Raw genomic sequence first — 19,525 nt, forward strand, 5'->3', positions numbered from 1 at the left:
CGCCCCTGGCCGGTCGAGTAGCCCGACCACAGGTCTCGATACGGGCTCCGCTGGCGCTCCGCCCTACTCGACCAGCCAGCCAACCGCGCGCTCTGCCCTACTCGACCAGCCACATCCCGCTGGTCGAGTAGCCCGAGCCCCTAGGCGAGGGCATATCGAGACCACGGGTCTCGATACGGGCTCCGCTGGCGCTCCGCCCTACTCGACCAGCCAGCCAACCGCGCGCTCCGCCCTACTCGGGGTCCAGCCAAGTTCCGCCGGCGAGGCGTTCGCGCTCGGCGGCGACGACCTCGCGGGCGAGCTCGGTCTCGGAGATGTCGAACGCCTCGGGCGCACTGCCCGCGGTGTCGCTGACGCGGGCGAACTCGTCGAACAGCCGCCGCTTCTCGGCGAGGATCTCGGTGATCCGACGGTCGACGCCGTCCTCGGAGAGGAGCCGGTGCACCTGGACCGAGCGCACCTGCCCCATCCGGTGCGCACGCGCGACCGCCTGGGCTTCGGTCGTCGGCTTGAGCTGCGGCTCGCAGAGGACGACGACCGACGCGGCCTGGATGTTGAGGCCGACGCCGCCCGCGACGACCTGGGCGACGAGGACCGCGCCGTCGCCTGCCGCGGCAAACTTGTCGACGATGTCCTGCCGGGCGGCGGCAGGCACCGACCCGGTGAGCGGCCCGAACACGGGCCCGGGCAGCTCACGCGCCACACGGTCGAGCACCTGCCGGAAGTGCGAGAACACGATCACGCGGCGCCCGTTCGCCTCGGCCTCCTCGACGACCTCGACGAGGCGCTCCATCTTCTGGCTGTGGTGGCCGAGCATCGCCGCCTGCCGCATCGCCATGAAGTTGCCCTCCCCCACCGCGTCGCGGTACGCCTGCTCGTCGTCGTACGTCATCGGCAGCCACTCGTCGACCTCGACGAGGTCGGGGAGCTCGGTGAGCACGTCCTCCTGGTTGCGCCGCAGGTACGCCGGCGCGACCTGCCGTCGGAACCGGTGCGGCGTGAGGTCGTCGGCGGAGACGACGAGATCGGGCCGGACGTACCCGACGAGGTTGCGGAACTCCTCGACGCGGTTCTCCAACGGCGTGCCGGTGAGCAGCACGGCACGCTCGGCGCGGGTGAGGACCGCGGCGGTGCGCCGGGACCGCTGCGCCTCCGGGTTCTTGATGTAGTGCGCCTCGTCGACCACGACGCAGGCCAGGACCTCGACCTCCGCCACGTACGGGGCGAGGCGGGCGAGCGTCTCATACGTCGTGACCGCAACACCGCCGTCGCGCACCCAGAGCCGCGCCGCCTCCTCGCGCTCGGCTCCGTGGACGCGGTAGGCCTGCAGCGTCGACTTGCTCACGACCTCGCGGGTCCAGTTGGTCACGACCGCCGCGGGGCAGACCACGAGGAAGTGCGTCTCTCCGGTCGCGCGGAGGTGGGCGAGCACGGCCAACGCCTCGACCGTCTTGCCGAGCCCCATCTCGTCCCCGATGATCACCTTGCGCTGGACGAGGGCAAACCGCGCGGCGAAGCTCTGGTAGCCGCGCAGCGACGCACGCAGGTCGTCGCCCCGCAGCTCGAGGTCGCGGACGGCCTCGACGATCTCGTCGGGGAGGTCGCCGTGGGTCTTGGTGTCGTCCTCGACGAGGAAGCCGAGCTCGGCGAGGAGGGCGAAGTAGTCGGCCGGTCGCTCGAGGAAGTCGGCCCACGGGTCGCTCGCCACCGACGGCTGGGCCGCACGGCGGTGAGCGGACGCGATGAGCGCCGCCCGGCGTACGACCTGCTCGACGCCGGCGACGAGGTCGTCCGCGTGCCGATCGCCGGTCTCGACGACCAGCACGTGCGTCGCGTCCGTGCCCAGCACCCGCCCGAGCGGGGCGAGGTCCTCGGCGCGGACGACGTCCGTGGCCGTTCCGCGCGCGGAACGTGCGGCGTCCCAGGCGGCGAGCCGCTCCAGGAGGTGCGTCGTGTCGCGGTCGCGCGCGACCACGTCGATGCGCACCGGCGTCTCGTCGTACGTGATCTGCCACAGCGTGCGCGCGGCTCCGAGCATGCGGGCGGCGGTTGTCGGACCGACGCCCGGCAGCGTCTCGAGCATCCGGCCCGCCGCGAGGACCTGCTGAACCGTCCGGATCTGGGCGTCGCGCAACGGCCCGAGGCGCAGCCGGTCACGGGTCGCCTCCTTGAGCGCCTCGACGGACATGTCGGTGACGACCCGCTCGACGTACGCCCGCCGTACGGCCTCGCCGGCCTCGCGGGCGGCATCGCGGTACGCGGCCTCGGAGTGGACGGCTCGCCTGATCGTGCTGACGGCGCTCGCCAGACCGTGCACGGCGTCTCCGGGGAGCACGACGGGCGACCGGCCGAGCTCCGCGAGCTCCTCCTCGAGGCCGAACTCCGGGAGGACGAGGTCGCGCGCCTTCAGTCGCGCCGGGTCGTACGCGCCCCGGGGACGGGCGAGGTGCTCCAGCCGCTCGGTGACACCGGTGCCGTTTGCCCACGCGTGAACGTCGCGGAGCCGTTGTGCAGCGGCCTCCGCCTCGGCCCGTCGCTCGCTGCCCGCGAAGAACCGTCGCGCCGACACAAGGCTCGTGGCCGCCGCCGCGTCGGGCAATGCCTCACGCACCCTTGCGAGGACCGCGTCGTCGGCCGGCGTGAGCGCGGGAAGGTTCGCGCGGCGGGTCAGCAGGGCGAGGAGCTGCGCGTCCTCACGGGTCAGCGGCACCGCGCGCCACGCGGCCGCGCCGTCGTACGAGACGGCGACCGCGCGCTCGCGCAGGACACCGGCGTACGACCGGATCTCGGCGTCAGCCGACTCGCGCTGAGCGGTGACCTCGAGCGCGGCGGCGCCCCACCGCTCGACGTCGCTGACGATGGCGCGCAGCTGCTTGCGTTCGTCTCGCTTCATGGCCTCTCACGGGCTCGGGGTCGGCGGTTTCCCGACGCAAGGCTAGTGGCGAACGCGGACGGTCCGACGCCCCCGATCCTGTCAGAAGGCGTCGCTAGAGTCGGGCCGCTATCCATCTCGGGAGGACTCCGCACGTGACCCTAGAAGAGGTCACCGCCGGCGCGCGCGTCGCCGGTCTGGTGCCGGGTGAGGCTGTGCTCGTCCTCGCGGCTCAGTGGCACGGACGCGACGCTCTCGAGGTCACCTACAAGGACGCCTCGGGCGGCCTGGCGCAGCGGGTGCTCTTCCGCGCCGACGAGGCCGCGCTCGGCTCCGCCGACGCCGGAGGGCGCCCGTTCGACGCCCCCGCGTCCGACTTCACGGTGGTCGCCGAGGCGCAGCGGATCATGCTGGCCGGGCTCTTCGACCCGATGCTCGCGGTCGCGACGAGCGAGGTGCAGCCGCTCCCCCACCAGATCCGCGCGGTGTACGGGGAGATGCTCCCGCGCACCCCGCTGCGCTTCCTGCTGGCCGACGACCCGGGTGCAGGCAAGACGGTCATGGCCGGGCTCTACATCAAGGAGCTGCTGCTGCGCGACGACGTCCGGCGCTGCCTGGTCGTGGCCCCGGGCGGTCTCGTCGAGCAGTGGCAGGACGAGCTCTTCGTGAAGTTCGGTCTGCGCTTCGACCTGCTCACTCCCGACGCGGTCGCGGCCGTCGGCGCGGGCAACGTGTTCGCGCGGCACCCGCTGCTGATCGCACGCATGGACCACCTGACGCGCAACGAGGTGCTGCAGGCGCAGCTCGCGGACGCGGAGTGGGACCTGGTCGTCGTCGACGAGGCCCACCGCATGGCGGCCCACTTCTTCGGCGGCAAAGTCCGCAAGACCAAGCGGTTCCTCCTCGGTGAGCGCCTCGCGAGCGCGACGCGTCACCTCCTCCTGATGACGGCGACGCCGCACTCGGGCAAGGAGGAGGACTTCCAGCTCTTCCTCTCGCTCCTGGACCGCGACCGTTTCGAGGGCAGGTTCCAGCGCGACGTCCACTCCTCCGACACCACCGGGGTGATGCGCCGGATGGTCAAGGAGGACCTCCTCACCTTCGACGGCCGGCGTCTCTTCCCCGAGCGCATCGCGCGCACGGTCCCGTACGCCCTCACCGCGCACGAGCTCACCCTGTACGAGGCGGTCACGGCGTACGTGCGTGACGGCATGAACCGCGCCGACCGGCTCGACGGCAAGCGCCGCAGCACGGTCGGCTTCGCCCTGACGGTCCTGCAGCGACGGCTCGCGTCGAGCCCGGAGGCGATCTACGGCTCCCTCGTACGCCGCATCGCGCGCCTTGAGCTGCGCAAGGAGGAGCTGCTCGCGGGCGTCGACGCGTGGGAGGCCGACCTCGCGGACCCGCCGGACCTCAGCGACGACGAGGAGTACGCGGCGGCCGAGCGGGAGCAGCTCGAGGACGAGCTGGTCGATGCCGCGACGGCGTCGCGCACGGTGCGCGAGCTCGACGCCGAGCTGGCCGAGCTCAACGCGCTCACCCGAGCCGCGCGGCAGGTGCGTGACGCGGGCACCGACCGCAAGTGGAGCGAGCTGCGCACGATCCTCGAGGCGGAGGCGCTCACCTCCGGCCCCGGCGGGCGCCCGCGCAAGCTCATCATCTTCTCCGAGCACCGCGACACGCTCGACTACCTGAGCCGTCGCATCACCGCGCTCCTCGCCAGACCCGACGCGGTGCTCGCGATCCACGGCGGCGTGCCCCGCGCCGAGCGCTCCCGCCTCACCGAGGAGTTCACCACCAACCCGCACGCCCAGATCCTGCTCGCGACCGACGCGGCCGGCGAGGGGCTGAACCTCCACGCCGCGCACCTGATGGTCAACTACGACCTCCCGTGGAACCCGAACCGCCTCGAGCAGCGTTTCGGGCGCATCCACCGCATCGGCCAGACCGAGGTCTGCCACCTCTGGAACCTCGTCGCCAGCAACACCCGGGAGGGCCAGGTCTACCAGCGGCTGCTCGAGAAGATCGACGAGCAGCGGGCCGCGTACGGCGGCAAGGTGTACGACATCCTCGGCGGAGCGTTCGACGAGACACCGCTGCGCGACCTGCTGATGGAGGCGGTGCGCTACGGCGAGGACCCCGACGTCCGCGCGAGCATGGACGAGGTCATCGACCACCGTGTCGCGGACGGGATCCGGGAGCTGCTGGCCGAGCACGCGCTCGCCCACGACTCCCTCTCCGAGGCCGACCTCGCGGCGATGCGAAGGGAGATGGACGAGGCACGTGCGCGTCGGCTCCAGCCGCACTACCTCGCGCTGGCGTTCAGGGCCGCGTTCGCCCGGCTCGGTGGCCGCATGGCGCGTCGAGAGACGGGGCGCTACGAGGTCACGTACGTTCCCGCGCAGGTCCGCAGCACCCGGCGCGGGCCTGTCTCCTCGCGGTACCACAGGGTCACGTTCGACCTCGCGCGTGTGGACCCGGAGGGCCTCGCCCGTGCCGAGCTGCTCGCGCCCGGACATCCGCTCCACGACGCCGTGATGGACGAGACGATCGCGCTGCTCGGTGGCTGCCTGGAGCGCGGGACGGTGCTCGTCTCTCCGACCCTCGACCGCCCGCGCCTGCTGGTGGGCGTGGTCGAGGAGGTCGTCGACGCGACGGGCGGCTCGGTGGCGCGACGCTTCGGCTACGCGTACGTCGACGAGGACGGCGAGGTGACTCCGGCAGGACCCGCGCCGTACCTCGACTGCGCCGCCGCGCCTCCCTCGGTCGACCTGTCGGCCGCTCGCGCCTGGACGTGGCTCGCGCAGGCGGAGGACCAGGCGACGAGCTGGGTGATCACGCGGCAGCTCCCCGCGTACCTCGCGGAGGTCCAGTCCGCGCGCTCGCGCGACCTCGAGCGCGCACGCACGCTGGTCACCAGCCGGCTGCGCAGTGAGCGGTCGCGCCTCCTCACCGAGGCGGCGCACGCACGAGGGTCGGAGGCCGCGGAGAGCCTGCGCCGCAAGGCCCACGAGCTGGAGGTACGGCTCGAGCGCCGGCTCGCGATGCTCGACAAGCAGTCGACGATGTCGACCAAGCCGCCGCGGCTCGTCACCGCCGCCCTGGTCCTCCCCCTCGCCGACCTCGACGACGCGTTCCCCGGCGACGCACCGATGCACGCCGTCGCCACGAAGGAGGTCGAGCGCCGAGGGGTCGACCTCGTGCTCGCCACCGAGCGCCGTCTGGGCCGTACGCCGGAGGAGCAGGCGTTCAACAACCCCGGCTACGACGTGCTGAGCACCGAGCCCGACGGCCGCACCCTCCGCATCGAGGTCAAGGCCCGGATCGCCGGCGCCGAGGACTTCTTCGTGACGCACAACGAGGTCGTGACCGGCAAGAACGCCGCGCCCGCCTACCGGCTCGCCATGGTCAGGGTCGATCCGCGCGGACCCGAGCACGACGACGTCCGCTATCTCGACGACCCGTTCGCGGGCGTCGACCTCGGCGGCTTCGAGACGACCGGTCACCGGGCGAGCTGGGACCGGATGTGGACGAAGGGCCGCGAACCCCACTGACCGACGCTTGATCCGACAATGTGCGACTTGCACGTAGTGTGTGACACACACTATCGTGTCGGTCATGGACGACGACCTGATCCGACAGCACCTGCAGGAGCTGCGCCGCGGCACTGTCGTGCTCGCCTGCCTGCTCTCGCTGCGGCAGCCCGGGTACGGCTACGGCCTGCTCGAGTCGCTCGACACGGCCGGCATCGCGGTCGACGCAAACACGCTCTATCCCCTGCTGCGACGCCTCGAGAAGCAGGGCCTGCTCACCAGCGAGTGGAACACCGACGAGGCCCGGCCGCGCAAGTTCTACCGCACCAGCGCCGAGGGCGAGCGTCTCGCCGAGGCGCTCGTCACCGAATGGCATGACATCGACACCGCGCTCGCGCGATTCACCCACGGAGGAACCCGATGACCACCGCCCTCACCGACCGTTACGTCCACGCGGCCACCCGCTGGCTGCCGGGGACCACGCGGCGCGACGTCGAGGCCGAGCTGCGCGAGCGGATCGCCGACACCGTCGCCGCCCGCGGGGACTCCCCCGCCGCCGAGCGCGAGGTTCTCGAGGAGATGGGCGACCCGCTCCTCGTCGCCGTGGACTACACCGGTCGCGAGCCGCGACTGATCGGCCCGCGCTACTTCCTCCCGTGGCTGCGGCTCCTCGTCCTCGTGGTCACGATCGTCCTGCCCATCGTCGGCGCCGTGCACATCATCAGCGGCGTCGCGTCCGAGGACGCCATCGTCTCGACGTTGATCGGCGCGGTCGGCGTCATGATCAACGCCGCGATCCAGATCGCGTTCTGGGTCACTGCGGTGTTCGCCGTCCTCGACTGGTCGGGAGCCGGCGAGGGCGAGACGACCGAGCGATGGACCGTCGACAAGCTCCCCGCCACGGCCAAGCCCGGGCGGCCGTACGGGGAGACGATCGCGAGCCTGGTCTTCCTGGCCGTGATGGCGGTCCTCCTGATCGGGCAGCAGACGAGCTCACCGATCCGCTTCGACGGCGAGAGCATCCCGGCACTCGATCCCGGCCTGTGGGCGTGGTGGATCCCGATCGTGCTCGTCCTGATCGCGCTCGAGGTCGTGTTCACCCTCTGGGTGCACGTCAAGGGATGGACCTGGCTGGCGGCCGCCGTCAACGCGGCGCTCGGGGCGGCCTTCGTGGCGGCGACGCTGCCGGCGCTGAGGAGCGGTGACTTCCTCAACCCTGAGCTGGTCGAGCGCCTCGGATGGAGTGCCTCGACGTTGGACAACGTGCTCCAGGGGATCATCGTCGGCGTGCTCCTCGTCACCGCGTGGGACATCGTCGACGGCTTCCTCAAGGCCCGACGCGCCCGCGCCTGAGGCTCGGCTAGGGTCACCGCGTGACGAACTGGCGACGCAGCGGCCTCGTCCGCGCCCTCCCCCTCGCGCTCCTCCCCGCCCTGCTCGCCGGATGCGGTGACGACGCCTCCGGATCGGCGTCCACCCTCTCGGGGACGCAGCTGGGGTCGGTGCTGCTCACGGTCGACGACCTCGCCCCGGGCTTCGAGCCGGTGTCGGGCTCCGGCGCCTCGGGTGCCGAGAGCGGTACGCGTGTCAGCCTCAACGACATCGAGTGCCTCGCCGGTCTCGACGTCTCCGGCGCGGACGGGGCGGCGACGGCGAGCGTGGCCTTCACCCGGTTCAACCTGCTCACGATCACCAGCTCGGCGACGTCGTTCCCCGACGACGACGTCGCCGACGTGTTCGACGAGACGAGCGAGGCGGTCAGCTCGTGCTCCGACTTCGAGGCGACCGCCGAGAACGGCAGCGGCATCCGCGGACGGCTCGACGCCGACAGCACGCCCGCCTCGGACGACGTCGACGCGCAGGTCAACGTCCGCCTCACCGGGACGCAGCAACCCAGCGGTGCACCGGTCGAGATCACGTTCGGATGGGCAAGGATCGGCAACGACGTCGTCTTCGTCAGCTCCGAAGGCGTCGGCGGCCCGTCGGAGGAGTCGTTCCAGGAGCTGATGCGCACGACCACCGACCGCCTCGCCGAGGTTCGCACGAGCTGAGCGGCGCCGCTCTCAGCCCCGCAGGTCGCGCCGGACGAGCACGCGCGGGAACCCGTTGAGCACCGAGTCGGTGTCCACGACCTTCTCGAAACCGGCACGCTCGAACCACGCCAGCGTGCCCACGTACGCCATCGTGAGGTCGACCTTCGCGCCACGGTTGTCGACCGGGTAGGCCTCGACCACCGGTGCGCCGTTCGCGCGGGCGAAGTCGACCGCGCCCTCGATCAGCGGCTGCACGATGCCCTGACCGCGGTGCCCCGGTCGTACGCGCAGGCACCACAGCGACCACACGTCGAGGTCGTCGACGTGAGGGATCTTGCGGTTCCGGGCGAAGCTCGTGTCGGCACGAGGATGCACGGCCGCCCATCCGACGACCTCGTCCCCGTCGTACGCCAGCACGCCCGGCGGCGGATCCTCTCGTACGAGCGCGCGCACCCGCTCGCCGCGCGCGGGTCCGACGAGGTCGCGGTTCTCCTTGGAGGTTGTCAGGCGATAGCTGAGGCACCAGCACACGTTCGCGTCCGGGCGCTTGGGCCCGACCATCGTCGCGACGTCCTCGTACGACGTCGCCGGCCGTACGTCGATGCTCACGACAGGCTGGCCGCGTGGTCGGGGACGTACGTCGCGCGCTCGCGCGGCGGGCGCTCGTACGACCCGCTCGCCGGTGGGCGGTCGGGGATCTCGATGTGCGGCGGCTCGATGTCGGTGTACGGGACGGTCGACAGGAAGTGGGCGATCATGTTGAGTCGCGCCCGCTTCTTGCTGTCCGACTCGACGACGAACCACGGGCTCGCGGCGGTGTCGGTGAACGCCATCATCGTGTCCTTCGCCCGCGAGTAGTCTTCCCAGCGGTTTACCGACTCGATGTCGGTGGGGCTGAGCTTCCATCGGCGGATCGGGTCGTCGGCGCGGGAGCGGAAGCGCTTGAGCTGCTCGGCGTCGGAGACCGAGAACCAGTACTTGCGGAGCAGGATCCCGTCCTCGATCAGCATCTGCTCGAACACCGGCGCCTGGCGCATGAACCGCTCGTACTCCTCGGGCGTGCAGTAGCCCATCACGCGCTCGACGCCGGCGCGGTTGTACCAAGAGCGGTCGAAGAGCACGATCTCTCCCGCGGCCGGCAGGTGCGGGACGTAGCGCTGGAAGTACCACTGCGTCTTCTCGCGCTCGGTCGGTGCCGGCAGTGCGGCGATCCGCGCGATGCGGGGGTTGAGGTTCTCGGCGACGCGCTTGATCGTCCCGCCCTTGCCCGCGGCGTCGCGACCTTCGAACAGCACCACGATCCGGGCGCCGGAGTGGCGCACCCACTCCTGCAGCTTGACCAGCTCGACCTGCAGGCGCTCGAGCTCGTCCTGGTACGCCTTCTTGCTCAGCTTCGGCTGCTCCTCTGCGTCGCCCATGACGGGACCTTAACGCCGCGACGGGCCGGACAGCGGAGTGACGCAGATCACTCTACGGTGTGCAGATCCACTCTTCCGCACCTCGAGCATTGGATGAGGCCCCCTCATGATGAGATCGTCTCCCCTCCGCCGGAAGGTCGCGGCCGTCGCCCTCGGGTTGACCGTGCCCGGCCTCGTCCTCACCGCCACGACCGGACCGGCCGCCTTCGCCGACCCGCCCGAGACCGAACCCGCCCCCACCAGCAGCGTCACGCAGCGCCTCGCGGGCGAGGTCCCGTCGGTCGTCGAGATCACCGTCCCGGGCACCGCCGAGCTCGACCGCCTGGTCGCCACCGGCGTCGACCTCGACCACGGCGTCGAGCAGCGCCCCGACGGCCTCGAGGTGCGCGCGATCGTCACGCCGAACGAGGTCGAGGCGCTCGAGAAGGCCGGCTTCGAGCCCGGCGGCGTGCTCTACACGCAGGAGGACACCGAGACCGCGCTGGCCGAGCGCGACGCGACGATCGCGGCGGCGAAGGCCGAGAACGAGGCCTTCGCAGACGAGGCGACGCACCCCGACGTCTCCGACATCAAGATCACGCGCGCGCAGTACTTCACGTCGTTCGGCGTTCCCGTGCTGTCGGTCGAGGCGAAGTGGGCCAACGGCCAGGACGCGACCGAAGCGCTCACGGTGGAGCGCGACAGCGGCCCGGGCACCGCCTTCGGCAGCGGAGGCACGCAGACGATCACCCGCTTCGTCGACGCCGGCGTCTACCTCTACCACCGCGGCGCGAGCCCGACGACGGGCGAGCAGGCGCTGACCTCGCGGCCGGACCGCATCAAGATCACCAGCCCGACCGGTGACACCGCGATCGCCACGGTGCAGGACTGGCTGCCCACCGGAGACGAGGAGGACCCGTTCAAGGGTGAGGGCTACCAGCAGGACTTCGTGTCCTCCTACCTCGACCCGACCCAGCTGTACGACCGCATCAAGCAGCTGGCGACGGACTACCCAGAGCTCGCCGAGATCGTCGAGCTCCCGAACAAGACGAACGGCTACCGGCGCCTCGCCCAGGCGGTCGTCCCGGCGGGGACCGCCGCTGCGGACGACCCGCGTCGGATCGGCCTCGACTCCAAGGCGTACGGGTCCGAGGGCGGCAACGGGATCACCGTCACGGTCGTGCATCCGACTGCGGCCGACCAGCCGCTGACGGTCAGCGTCTCGGGCAAGGCGATCACCGTCTCCTCGGCGACCGACGCGAGCGGAGCCGCCACGAGCACGGCTGCGCAGGTCGTCGCCGCGCTCAACGCCGACCCCACCGCGGGCGCGCTCGTGTCGGCGTACACCTATCGCGGCAACGCCGGCGACGGCGTCGTGCCGGCGACCGCCACCACCACGCTCACCGACGGGCTCGACGCACCCGAGGGTGTCTCGCGCGACCCGCAGTCGGTGTACGCGATCAAGATCGGCAAGGTCCGTGACGGGTCGAAGCCGGGCGTGTTCTTCTACGCCCAGGAGCACGCGCGCGAGTGGGTGCCGCCGCTGGTCACGATCGAGACGGCCGAGCGGCTGCTGCGCAACTACGCGTCGCACGCCCCCACGAAGGACCTCGTCGACAACCTGGAGATCTGGGTCCTGCCGTCGGTCAACCCCGACGGTGGTCACTACTCGTTCTACGACTTCAACTCGCAGCGCAAGAACATGGTCAACCACTGCGCGCCCGGGAGCACGGTCGACGTCAATGCGCGCGACTCGTGGGGCGTCGACGTCAACCGCAACTACGACGAGTACAGCCTCTTCGACGGCTACTCCGGGGCGTCGACGAGCTGCACCAGCGGCACGTTCGCGGGCCCGGCGGAGCTGAGCGAGCCCGAGGCCCGCAACGTCGACTGGGTCGCCGCGCGCCCCAACATGACGTGGTCGATGAACGTGCACAGCTCGGGCAACTACTTCATGTGGTCGCCCGCGGCGTACAAGGTGCCGGGGCGGGTCACCGCGCCGGAGCCGACGCTCGAGGAGGAGTCCCTGTTCCAGGGCGCGTCGTCACGAATCCTCACCGCGATCAAGCGGCACCGTGGCTTGTCGGTCACGCCGGCGCGCACGGGCCGCGTGGTCGACACGCTCTACTCGGCGGCCGGCAACTCCGGCGACATGCTCTGGTACAAGTACGGCATCTACGCCTGGGACTTCGAGGTCGGCTCGACGTTCCAGCCACCGTTCGAGGCCGAGACGCCGACGGGCCCGGGGGCTCACCAGGAGGCCATGGAGTTCGCCAACGGCCTCGTCGAGATGCTGCGGATCGCGCGCGACCACGACACCGACACGGTGACGCCGGTCAGCGAGGTGAAGGTGACCTCGAGCACCGTGGAGGGCAAGGTCAACGTCGAGTTCGCCACGAACGAGCCGGCCAGCGTCTTCTACACGACCGACGGCACGGTGCCGACGATGCACTCGACCCGCTACGCCGCGGCGGGCCTGCGCGAGGGCGGTGAGCGGATCAAGGTCGACCAGGGCGCCGAGATCCGCTGGATCACCATCGACAGCCGTGGCAACGTCGAGCGCAACTTCGTCCCTGGCAGGGAGGGCAACTACCGCACCTGGATCGCCGAGGTCGGGTACGAGGAGCCGCTGCCCGCCTCGGCGACGTCGCTGACGCTCGACCGCGGCACCATCGGTGCGGGCGAGACCGGTGTGACGGCCTCGGTGCAGGTCACGACGCCGGGCGCGGGCGACCAGCCGAAGCCGACGGGCGTCGTCACGGTGTACGTCGACGGCGAGGCGTCCGGGTCGGCCGAGATCGACGACGACGGCCGTGCGGACATCCCGCTCGCGGCGATCGCGTCGGCCGGGAACCACCTGGTCACCGCCACGTACGGGGGCAGCGTCGAGCTCGCGGCGAGCACGTCGCCGCCCGTCGCCCTCAAGGTGACGGCTGCGCCGGGTGTCCCGACCGCGGCGGTGTCGCTGTCCGTGAGGCCGACGAGCATCACCGTCGGCCGCTCCGGCGCGGTGGCGTCGGTGGGCGTCACCGTCGCGCAGGACGGCACGACGACTCCCGGGTCCGGGAAGGTCGACGTCCTCGTCGACGGCCGCAAGGTCGGGACGGGGACGCTCGACAAGCAGGGCCGTACGACGGTGCGGCTCGGGCCGTTCGCCACGACCGGCGCGCGGGTGGTCACGGCACGCTACGCGGGCTCGGGCCCGGTGGGCGGCGCCAGCTCGCCGCCGGTCGTCCTGCGGGTCACCAAGGCGAAGCCGTCGCTCGCGGTCAAGGTGACGCCGAAGAGGGTCACGACCACGACCCGTCCGAAGGTCGCGATCACCGTGAAGGCCAGGGGCGTGAACGCCCGGGGCACGGCGCTGGTCAAGGTCGGCAAGCGGTCGTACGTGGTGAAGGTCAACGCGAAGGGCAAGGCGACGGTGAGGATCGCGCGTCTTGCCCGGGGGCCGAAGAAGGTGACGGTGACCTACCTCGGCAACGACGACCTGACCCGGGCCAAGAAGGTGGTGACGATCAGGGTCCGCCGATGACGTCGGCGCACCCGTGACGCGAGGGGCCGGCTGCCGCGAGGCGGTCGGCCCCTCGCCGCTTCATCTGAGAGGTCACGCGGTCGTGTCGCGAACGGCCAGACCTTCTGCTCGCCACGCCCGCAGAAGTCGGGCATCCCCGGACACGGCAACGAGAGCGGTGTCGTCGACAGCGATCGCCGCCGCGCAGTGGGTCGCGTCATAGCCACGAAGCCCGTGGGTGACCGCGAGGCTCGCTGCGTGGGACATGAGCGCCCGGTCGAGCTCGAGGACGCTCGATGCCGTCCACAGCTCATCGAGCAACGCTCTGGCCTGAGCGACCGCCGACCGCCCTATGCGTCCCAGTCGATGCGCCTGCGCGAGCGCCGCGACCGCTTCGATGTACGCCAGTCGTGTCGTGACGATGTCGTCAGCGGCGTCCCACATCTCCCCGCAGGCGACCGACGTCGCCTCTTCGATGAGGAGTGGAACGAGGGCGGACGTATCGAAGTAGACGATCACCGACGCTGCTCGTCGACGAGATCGCTGACCGTCCCGCCCGCGCGGATCGGTGCTCGTCGTTCTGCCTTCCGGCGGGCCGCCGGAGTGATCTTGCCCTCGGTGACGAGCTGCTCGAACGTGGTCGGTTTCTCGACAGGGACGATCCGCGCGACTGGTCGACCGTGGTCGGTGACGGTGAGGGTGTGGCCGTCGCGCACGGTGGCGAGGTGTCGGCTCAGTCCGTCCCGCAGCTCACGAATCCCGACCTCCATCGAGCCCTCCTTGGTGGCGTTATTCTGTCCAAAGAATAGCGCCACTTCACGGGGTGAGCCAGAGGTACGTGCCGGTGAACACCGCGAGGAAGAGCACCAGGCACACCACGAGCACGGCGACCGTGGGCACCTCGCGGTGCGTACGCGGCGACGGCTCCTCGCTCAGCAGACGCTCGAGCTCCGCCGCGAGATCCGCAGCCGTGGCCGGCCGCTTGTCGGGGTTCCAGCTCAGCGCGCGCCCCAGGAGGTGGTCCATCGAGGCGGGCTGCCCGAGGCTCGCCGCGAGCGGCGCCGGGCGCGAGTCGGGGCGGCGGACGAGCACCGCCGCCGCCGTCGCGTCGCTGAACGCCGGGCGGCCGGCGAGCAGGTGGTACGTCACCGCGGCGACCGCGTACACGTCGGCGCGTGCGTCGAACCCGTCGGTCTGGTGCGCCTGCTCGGGCGCCATGTAGAGAGGAGTCCCCGTGGTCACCGTGAGCCCGGAGGCCTCGGCGAGCACCTTCGCGCTCCCCAGGTCCGAGACGACCAGCCGCGGCGGGTCCGTACGGTCGTCGACGAGCAGGTTGCTCGGCTTCACGTCGCGGTGCACGACGCCCGCCTCGTGCAGGACGTGCAGCGCCCGTGCGGCCTGCGCCCCGTACGCAAGGGCCTCGCGCGTGGTCAGCGCGTCCATCCGGTCCGCAAGCGTGCCGCCGGGGACGTACTCCATGACGAAGTACGGGCGGTCGTCCTCGCTCACGCCGACGTCGAAGACGCGCACCACCCGCGGGTCGTCCACGCGGCGCAGCAGCCGAGCCTCGGCGAGGAACCGCTCCCGGACGTCGGCGTTGGTCGACCAGTTGTCGGCGAGGACCTTGAGCGCGACACCGGCCTCGAGGTCGGGATCCTCGGCGAGCCACACGGTCGCGAACGCGCCGGAGCCGAGGACGCGGACGAGACGGTAGCGCCCGAGCACCTTCATGGCGACAAGATAGTGGCCCATGAGCTCCTACTCCCCCGGTCTGGTGCCGGACGACCTCGTCGTACGGGCGCGTGCCGGCGAGGCCGACGCGCTGGACGAGCTGCTCACGCTGCTCCGGCCGAAGGTCGTACGACGCTGCTCGCGCTTCCTGCCGCACACGGAGGACGCAGAGGACGCCGCGCAGGAGGCGCTGGTCGCGATCACGCAGAACATCACGCGCTACTCCGGTACGGGGTCGTTCGAGGGCTGGGTCACCGTGATCGCGTCGAACAGCGCGCGGATGACATACCGGCGCCTGCGCCAGCGCGCCGCCGACAGCGGCGTCCCCGAGCTCCCCGAGAGCGCCGACCCACGGACGACGAGCGTGATCGCGGGGACGCGGCTGGACCTCATGGAGGCGCTCGACCAGCTGGAGCAGGCGAAGCCGCAGGTCGTGGAGCCGTTCGTGCTCCGCGACCTCGGCTCGCTCCCGTACGCGGAGATCGCCACGCTCACCGGGACGTCGGTGGGGACGGTCCGCGACCGCATCCACGCAGCGCGGACCTTCATGCGCCAAGCACTGCGGACGATTCCGTGACGAGATTTTTCTCGATCACCGCCAACAAACCTGGCGGCGCGTGCATCAGAGGGAGTGAACGGGTGCACCAGGCGCCCCGCCCGCAGGAGGAACGCTCATGAGGCTCGACCACGCGGTCATCGCGATCGCGACCACCGTCATCACCGGGATCGGCGGAGCGGCCGCTGTCGTCCAGGTCAGCCAGGACACCGGACCGACCGCGACTCCGCCGACCACCCAGCAGCCGGCCTCCCCGACGCCGAGCGCCACGACCTCCACCGCGGCTGCTCCTGCGACGGCGCAGGTGCCGGAGCCCGCGCAGACACCAGAGGCGAGCGACGCCACGTCCTCCGCGTCGGACGGGCTCAGCGAGGAGAACCTCGTCCGCGAACGCCTCTACTACGACGTCACAGGCCACTCGTTCACCGCCGCCGCGCAGCCCTCGTTCCTGCCGCTGGGCCCGTGCACGGGCGACCTCGAGATGGGCGACGTCACCGGTGACGACGTGACGCGCCTCGACACGCAGCTCGACGGGCGGGGTGGCCGGCAGGTCATCGAGCAGCTCGCCGAGACGGACACCCCGAACCTCGCCGCGACCGCGGCGGAGACGATCGTGACGCTGGTCGAGGAGTGCGAGGCGATCCAGGGTGGCGACTTCGGGTACGGCGACCCGGTGCTCGTGTCGTCGGAGCCGCACCACATGGTCTGGTACTTCCCCGCGTACGACTCCGACCGGGTCGCCGGCGGCTACGCGGTGTTCAACGTGGGCACGCGCGTCGGCGTCCTCGACGTCAACGACGCCGTCGGCGAGAAGAAGGTCGGCCTGCTCGCGAAGGAGGCCGCGCGGCTCGCTGGCGACTGAACCGCGCGACCTCCTGTCCCGCTCGGCCTCACGCTGTGCGCAGCAGCACCGACTCCCCCGCCGCCAGTGTCAGTTCGCCGTCGCGCTCGCGCACCCAGCGGTCACGCCGCGGGTCGTACGCCTGCGCCGCCGCAGGCAGCGTGAGGCGTACGCGGGCCCGGTCGTGGCGCGAGTAGTTCGCCACCAGCGTGTGCAGCCGTCCGTCGGCGTCGACGAAGCGGCCGAGCACGACCGGGTCGCCGCCGACCGCGGAGACCAGGCCGTCGGCCGCGAACGGGTCGAGCCCCGCAGGTGGGCTCGCCACTCCCGCCGCCTGAACGGCGGTCGAGGTGAGGTCGAGCATCTGCTTGCCGAGCGGCGCGAGGAAGTCCTCGTTGATGTCCTTCGAGTAGCGGTAGAGCGGCGTGCGCTTGCCCTCGACGGTGATGAGGGCCGTCGTGAACGCCTCACCACGGGCGGGGTCGGGGGTCCAGTAGGTGAAGTACTGGATGCCCTTGCACCCGTACGCGAGGCTGATCGAGATCTGCCACAAGATGTCGGCCTTCGTCGGGATCGCGTGGTTCGCGTAGCCGACGCTCTGGATGTAGACCCACGAGTCGCGCCCGTGCTTCAACGCAGCCGCGCGGACCTGCGCCCAGTTCTGGAAGTAGCCGAGGTCCTCGCCGCTGGCCAGGATCGGGTAGCGGTCGAACGACAGCACCGGCGAGTCGAGGTCGCGCGCCGCCTGCTCGTACCCGGCACCGAAGCCCGGCAGCAGGTTCACGTACGACAGCGCGTCCGGGTAGGCGTCGTTCGCCATCGCGACGGCCTTGGCCATCAACGGCAGCTGGCCGACGCTCGGCTCGTCGTAGAGGTGCAGACCCGCGAACGCCGGATAGCCCGAGCCGGCCGGGAGTCGCCACGCGCCGAGCCCGTTGTCGAAGGCGTCGGTGAACAGCGTCGCTCCGCCCGGTCCGGTGACGACGACGTTGTCGAAGTACGCCGACTCGGGTCCGGCCTCGCGGAATCCCGCCGACCCCGACGCGTACCGGGTGTCGGTCGTCGTGTCGACCACAACGCCGTCGACGCGGGTGGTGAAGGTGGAGCCGCTGACCGTCGTCTCGACGTGGTACGAGCGTCCTTCCTCGAGCTGGTACGGCAGCGGGACCGAGGTGACCGTCGGGGCGCCGTTGACGAACACCGCCTTCTTGAGCACCGCCTTGCCGTCGCTGCCCTGGGTCGAGAGCAGCCACACGTACGCGTTGCGCTCGTCCTGGATCCGGAACGCCCAGCCGGCCTGGGCGTACCCGCCGGCGCCGGTGCGCAACGGCTGGGTGTCGAAGGCGAAGGTGTAGTCGGTCCACCCGGAGCCGTCCGCGACCCAGCCGATCGAACCGTCACCGCTGCCGCGGAGGATGTGGAGGCGGCCGCCGACCGCACGCCACGACGGCGCGTAACGGTTGACCGCGTTCGCGATGAACTGGCGCAGCTCCTCCTCGCTGATCGTGAACGGCTGGGACGAGTCGCCGACGCGCATGTTCTTGAGGACCCACTTGATGTCGGGGTCCTCGACCAGCACCTGCAGGCCCGCCTCGTCGGCGACGCGGAGCATGTGGGTGGTGATCTGCACGTCGCCGTTGGAGTAGTTGCCGCCGTGGACGAACGTGAAACCCGCGTCGGCGATCTCGCGGTAGCGCGCAACGGTGGTCTCGGTGGGCGGCGGCGGCCAGAAGAGACCGATCGGGAAGCGCGGGTCGTTCATGATCGGTCCGCCCGTGGTGGCGCTCGCGGCTGCTGCGGCGGTGGTGGTGGTGGCCGCGGCGGTACCGGTCGCCGGGGCAGCGGCGGCGGCGTTCGCTGCGCCGGCCACCAGCGGAGGCGTGAACCCCGCGGCGACGACGGCGCCTCCGAGCTGGAGGACGGATCGGCGGCTGAGACCGGGGCGGGACTGGTCGTCGTCGTTCGGGGGCATGGCTCCTCCTGGGGTCAACGCGGGTGCGGGCGGGCGGTGCGGGTACGGCGTTCGGGGCGCCTCGGGCGTACGGCGCGTGCGGTCTCGGCGAGCATCTGGACCGTGCGGTCGTAGTCGTGCTGCCCCACGGCGAGGTAGAGCATCTCGACGACGGCGAGCTCGGAGTGGCGCGAGGCGAGCGGGCCGTCGCGGAACGTGGTCGCCTCGGCGACGGTGACGAGCACGTGGTCGGCGAGGTCGGCCAGGCGTGATCGGTGGCCCGCCGTGATCGCCACGGTGAGCGCGCCGTGATCGCGGGCGCACGCCAGCATGTCGAGGGTCTCGTCGGTCTCGCCCGAGTACGAGAGGGCGATCGCGACGTCCCCCTCGCGCAGCTGCGCGGCGGCGACGAGGCCGTCGTGGACGTCGGCGTACGTCCAGCACGGGATGCCGATCCGGCTCAGCCGCAGCTCGAGCTCGCGCGCCATCACCGCGCTGCCGCTGACGGCGTAGACGTTGACCCGGCGTGCCCCGCCGATCGCCGCGGCGGCCGTCGCGACCGCGTCCAGGTCGAGGCCGGCCAGGGTGGTGTGGACGGCCCGGGCCTGGACGGCCTGGAGGGTACGAGCGACGTCCGCGAGCGAGTCGTCTGCGCCGATCTCGCGGGAGATGTCGGCGTTCCAGCTGCCGTACGGTGTCGAGCCGGCCTCCGTGAGGACGCTGACGCGCAGGCTCGGGTAGCCGTCGAGCCCGAGCGCACGGCAGAGGCGGGACACCGCACCGGTGGAGGTGCCGGCGCCTTCGGCCAGGTCGTTGATCGTGCCGGCGACCGCGGAGTGCGGGTCGTCGAGGATCCGCTGGGCCGTGAGGCGCGTCGACTCCGGTAGGTCGGGGAGCAGCAGACGCAGGCGGCCGAGGATCCCCTCACCGGCGAACCCGGGTGTGGCCTGCGTCACACTCATGACAGGAACTATCACGTATGACACGAAGCCACGCAAGGCCGATACGACATATCAGGCCGCCGCGCCGCTCGGCGTCCCTCTCCGCTCCTCAGCCTCGTCGCCCCTCCCGCCCCCGCGGTTTGCCACGCCAGCGTGGGG

At 71.5% G+C, this 19,525-nt stretch carries 15 protein-coding genes; 7 read left to right on the forward strand and 8 right to left on the reverse strand.

Features of this window, described 5'->3' with window-relative positions; genetic code table 11:
• Window positions 1-232 precede the first annotated feature (232 nt).
• Entirely contained in the window at window positions 233-2,893 is a 2,661-nt protein-coding gene (locus tag NYZ95_RS18775) for a DEAD/DEAH box helicase (RefSeq protein WP_262852869.1), read from the reverse strand.
• A gap of 134 nt (window positions 2,894-3,027) precedes the next feature.
• Here NYZ95_RS18775 and NYZ95_RS18780 point away from each other — a divergent pair, with 134 nt between their 5' ends.
• From NYZ95_RS18780 to NYZ95_RS18795, 4 genes are all read left to right on the forward strand, one after another.
• On the forward strand, window positions 3,028-6,426 hold the full coding sequence (locus tag NYZ95_RS18780) for a DUF8742 domain-containing protein (protein ID WP_262852870.1): 3,399 nt from the start codon (window positions 3,028-3,030) through the stop codon (window positions 6,424-6,426).
• A gap of 64 nt (window positions 6,427-6,490) precedes the next feature.
• Window positions 6,491-6,829: a PadR family transcriptional regulator gene (locus NYZ95_RS18785; protein WP_262852871.1), complete on the forward strand. Its 339-nt coding sequence runs from the start codon at window positions 6,491-6,493 to the stop codon at window positions 6,827-6,829.
• Window positions 6,826-7,758: an HAAS signaling domain-containing protein gene (locus NYZ95_RS18790; RefSeq protein ID WP_262852872.1), complete on the forward strand. Its 933-nt coding sequence runs from the start codon at window positions 6,826-6,828 to the stop codon at window positions 7,756-7,758. The genes NYZ95_RS18785 and NYZ95_RS18790 overlap by 4 nt, the downstream gene beginning before the upstream one ends.
• Window positions 7,759-7,778: 20 nt before the next feature.
• Window positions 7,779-8,456, forward strand: a complete 678-nt coding sequence (locus NYZ95_RS18795; protein WP_262852873.1) for a hypothetical protein — start codon at window positions 7,779-7,781, stop codon at window positions 8,454-8,456.
• A gap of 12 nt (window positions 8,457-8,468) precedes the next feature.
• Here NYZ95_RS18795 and NYZ95_RS18800 read toward each other — a convergent pair whose 3' ends face one another.
• Both NYZ95_RS18800 and ppk2 read right to left on the reverse strand, forming a co-directional pair.
• A complete protein-coding gene (locus NYZ95_RS18800; protein ID WP_262852874.1) occupies window positions 8,469-9,047 on the reverse strand; it encodes a GNAT family N-acetyltransferase in 579 nt (192 codons plus the stop codon).
• Window positions 9,044-9,856: a polyphosphate kinase 2 gene (gene ppk2, locus NYZ95_RS18805; protein WP_262852875.1), complete on the reverse strand. Its 813-nt coding sequence runs from the start codon at window positions 9,854-9,856 to the stop codon at window positions 9,044-9,046. Before ppk2 ends, NYZ95_RS18800 begins: the two co-directional genes overlap by 4 nt.
• Before the next feature lie 109 nt (window positions 9,857-9,965).
• Between ppk2 and NYZ95_RS18810 the strand changes: the two genes are divergently transcribed.
• Window positions 9,966-13,367 carry a M14 family zinc carboxypeptidase gene (locus NYZ95_RS18810; RefSeq protein ID WP_262852876.1) on the forward strand — a complete coding sequence of 1,134 codons (3,402 nt, stop codon included), beginning with the start codon at window positions 9,966-9,968 and terminating at the stop codon, window positions 13,365-13,367.
• A gap of 72 nt (window positions 13,368-13,439) precedes the next feature.
• Here the strand turns inward: NYZ95_RS18810 and NYZ95_RS18815 are convergent, their stop codons facing one another.
• From NYZ95_RS18815 to NYZ95_RS18825, 3 genes are read right to left on the reverse strand one after another with little or no spacing between them, the layout of a single operon-like run.
• Window positions 13,440-13,865: a type II toxin-antitoxin system VapC family toxin gene (locus tag NYZ95_RS18815; protein ID WP_262852877.1), complete on the reverse strand. Its 426-nt coding sequence runs from the start codon at window positions 13,863-13,865 to the stop codon at window positions 13,440-13,442.
• The gene (locus tag NYZ95_RS18820; protein ID WP_262852878.1) at window positions 13,862-14,116 is read right to left on the reverse strand and encodes a type II toxin-antitoxin system Phd/YefM family antitoxin; all 255 of its coding nucleotides are present in this window, start codon (window positions 14,114-14,116) and stop codon (window positions 13,862-13,864) included. Before NYZ95_RS18820 ends, NYZ95_RS18815 begins: the two co-directional genes overlap by 4 nt.
• Window positions 14,117-14,162: 46 nt before the next feature.
• Window positions 14,163-15,077 carry a serine/threonine-protein kinase gene (locus NYZ95_RS18825; protein WP_262852879.1) on the reverse strand — a complete coding sequence of 305 codons (915 nt, stop codon included), beginning with the start codon at window positions 15,075-15,077 and terminating at the stop codon, window positions 14,163-14,165.
• A 19-nt stretch (window positions 15,078-15,096) separates the two neighbouring features.
• Between NYZ95_RS18825 and NYZ95_RS18830 the strand changes: the two genes are divergently transcribed.
• Entirely contained in the window at window positions 15,097-15,654 is a 558-nt protein-coding gene (locus NYZ95_RS18830; protein ID WP_262852880.1) for an RNA polymerase sigma factor, read from the forward strand.
• Between the two features lie 97 nt (window positions 15,655-15,751).
• Window positions 15,752-16,495, forward strand: a complete 744-nt coding sequence (locus tag NYZ95_RS18835; protein WP_262852881.1) for a hypothetical protein — start codon at window positions 15,752-15,754, stop codon at window positions 16,493-16,495.
• A 28-nt stretch (window positions 16,496-16,523) separates the two neighbouring features.
• On the opposite strand, the gene NYZ95_RS18840 is transcribed toward NYZ95_RS18835, so the two are convergent.
• Both NYZ95_RS18840 and NYZ95_RS18845 read right to left on the reverse strand, forming a co-directional pair.
• The gene (locus NYZ95_RS18840) at window positions 16,524-18,446 is read right to left on the reverse strand and encodes a hypothetical protein (RefSeq protein ID WP_262852882.1); all 1,923 of its coding nucleotides are present in this window, start codon (window positions 18,444-18,446) and stop codon (window positions 16,524-16,526) included.
• A gap of 14 nt (window positions 18,447-18,460) precedes the next feature.
• Window positions 18,461-19,387, reverse strand: coding sequence for a MurR/RpiR family transcriptional regulator (locus NYZ95_RS18845; RefSeq protein ID WP_262852883.1), 927 nt, complete (start codon window positions 19,385-19,387; stop codon window positions 18,461-18,463).
• Window positions 19,388-19,525 lie beyond the last annotated feature (138 nt).

Origin of the sequence: Mumia quercus (genome assembly GCF_025506335.1) — a bacterium.
Lineage (GTDB): Bacteria > Actinomycetota > Actinomycetes > Propionibacteriales > Nocardioidaceae > Mumia > Mumia quercus.

What these genes read in the sequence shown, in the direction of transcription:
- NYZ95_RS18775 (WP_262852869.1), bottom strand. Translation starts at nt 2,893, where the DNA reads ATGAAGCGAGACGAACGCAAGCAGCTGCGCGCCATCGTCAGCGACGTC.
- NYZ95_RS18785 (WP_262852871.1), top strand. Translation starts at nt 6,491, where the DNA reads ATGGACGACGACCTGATCCGACAGCACCTGCAGGAGCTGCGCCGCGGC.
- NYZ95_RS18790 (WP_262852872.1), top strand. Translation starts at nt 6,826, where the DNA reads ATGACCACCGCCCTCACCGACCGTTACGTCCACGCGGCCACCCGCTGG.
- ppk2 (WP_262852875.1), bottom strand. Translation starts at nt 9,856, where the DNA reads ATGGGCGACGCAGAGGAGCAGCCGAAGCTGAGCAAGAAGGCGTACCAG.
- NYZ95_RS18810 (WP_262852876.1), top strand. Translation starts at nt 9,966, where the DNA reads ATGAGATCGTCTCCCCTCCGCCGGAAGGTCGCGGCCGTCGCCCTCGGG.
- NYZ95_RS18820 (WP_262852878.1), bottom strand. Translation starts at nt 14,116, where the DNA reads ATGGAGGTCGGGATTCGTGAGCTGCGGGACGGACTGAGCCGACACCTC.
- NYZ95_RS18825 (WP_262852879.1), bottom strand. Translation starts at nt 15,077, where the DNA reads ATGAAGGTGCTCGGGCGCTACCGTCTCGTCCGCGTCCTCGGCTCCGGC.
- NYZ95_RS18830 (WP_262852880.1), top strand. Translation starts at nt 15,097, where the DNA reads ATGAGCTCCTACTCCCCCGGTCTGGTGCCGGACGACCTCGTCGTACGG.
- NYZ95_RS18835 (WP_262852881.1), top strand. Translation starts at nt 15,752, where the DNA reads ATGAGGCTCGACCACGCGGTCATCGCGATCGCGACCACCGTCATCACC.
- NYZ95_RS18840 (WP_262852882.1), bottom strand. Translation starts at nt 18,446, where the DNA reads ATGCCCCCGAACGACGACGACCAGTCCCGCCCCGGTCTCAGCCGCCGA.
- NYZ95_RS18845 (WP_262852883.1), bottom strand. Translation starts at nt 19,387, where the DNA reads ATGAGTGTGACGCAGGCCACACCCGGGTTCGCCGGTGAGGGGATCCTC.